The sequence below is a fragment of the Rhizobium sp. BR 317 genome (assembly GCF_047445835.1).
GTDB lineage: Bacteria > Pseudomonadota > Alphaproteobacteria > Rhizobiales > Rhizobiaceae > Rhizobium > Rhizobium paranaense.
This window is the reverse complement of sequence record NZ_JARWLB010000119.1, coordinates 1-1,487: the sequence shown is the minus strand read 5'-3', so window position 1 is coordinate 1,487 and position 1,487 is coordinate 1. Positions and strand designations below refer to the sequence as shown.

The window sequence follows — 1,487 nt, the reverse complement described above, 5'->3', positions numbered from 1 at the left end:
GGTATCCAGCGATAAATATAGCAGGCCAAAAGATTGGCGGCGGTCTGGCGTGACAGGWCTTCCTCGGGTCGGGTAGCCTGATCGAGAATGATGCGGGCGATTAACGACTTGATCGGCTCTACCTTGCTCATGAAGGAACGGCAATGCAGGAAGGTGCGGCATAGATACTGCCGGGCGGAAAAACCGGCAAGCCCCATGCGCTMGAAATGGCTCGTGTCAAGATGGACGCCACAGATCAATGCGTCGCGGGAAATGGATGTGGAATTGTGCGGGAGATCGCCGTTGATGACGATGAGGTCATCTTCTTTCATCTMGCATACCTGCCCATTGACGATTAGTCGGAAGCTGCCGCGCAGAAGGAAAACTATCTCCATTTCCCGGTGCCAATGGTAKGGTACGTCGGCGTAGCMATGCACGAAAGCCCGGCAGTGGGGATCGCCCGACGGGCCGTKATCTTCGAATCCGCAGCCAGTCCGTCCACGCCTGGCGTCCTGCTGCACATAAGCTACGGTCATGTGATCCTCCCTACTTTCAAAAGCACTAAATATCAAAAACTGATCTATTTCCAGAACAAGTTTCGCGGCTAGATGCGTTTCGTTTCATGTGACATCGTCAGGACATTCTATGGCGCAGCGTGGGAGCCCCAAAGGCGGGGAGGTCCTGCCGGAGCAGGCTGGCTGTGCCCGCAAAATTGGGTGGATGACCGATGACATGGAACGTTTCCGACAAGKAGTTGGCCGAGCTCGTGGAGCAGATGACGCCTGAAGAWAAGGTGACGCTGGTGAGTGGCCAGGGMTTGTGGCGCACAGCAACCAACTACCGTCTGAACATTCCGGAAATMCTTATGACCGACGGTACCTATGGCGTTCGTTATTCGATCGAGCAGATCGACGGTCCGCAGGATAACGACAGCCAGCTTGCCTCCTTCCTCAGCGTGGTCAATGCAGATCTTTCGCGCGGCGTTGAGGACGCATTCGGCTCCACCCGCCCGGCCACGTGCTTTCCCAACGGCTCCTCGTTCGGCTGCTCCTGGGATGTCGATCTGGCGTACGAGCTGKGGGAAGCGCTAGCGGCCGAGTGTCAAGCTTTCGGGGTCCATATCCTGCTCGGGCCCGGCATCAATATACGCCGCACGGCCCTGGCCKGGCGCTCCTATGAATACTATGGCGAGGATCCGGTAATTTCCGGCGATATCGCCGCCGCCGTCATCAACGGGATGCAGGACAATGGCGTCGGTGCGTCGCTGAAACATTTCGCTTGCAATAATTCCGAGGTGCAGCGCACGACGATGAGTTCGGACGTCGAGGAGCGGGCGCTTCGCGAAATCTACCTGAAGGGGTTCGAACGTGCGATCCGCAAGAGCAATCCTTGGACGGTGATGAGCTCCTACAACCGCCTGAACGGCGTTCAAACCGCCGAGAACCACTGGCTGCTGACCGAGGTTCTGCGCGACGAATGGGGATATGACGGCCTCGACATGTAAGACT

General features: G+C 57.4%; 1 protein-coding gene and 1 pseudogene. One reads left to right on the top strand and one right to left on the bottom strand.

Annotation, left to right across the window (positions count from 1 at the left end; all coding sequences use genetic code 11):
- Nucleotides 1–374: hypothetical protein (locus QD357_RS32205; protein ID WP_414126062.1), on the bottom strand; the 374-nt coding region annotated here is incomplete at its 3' end.
- Between the two features lie 332 nt (nucleotides 375–706).
- On the opposite strand from QD357_RS32205, the pseudogene QD357_RS32200 reads away from it, so the two are divergent.
- Nucleotides 707–1,474 (top strand): annotated as a pseudogene (locus QD357_RS32200) (glycoside hydrolase family 3 protein); the annotation flags it as partial.
- Nucleotides 1,475–1,487: the final 13 nt, after the last annotated feature.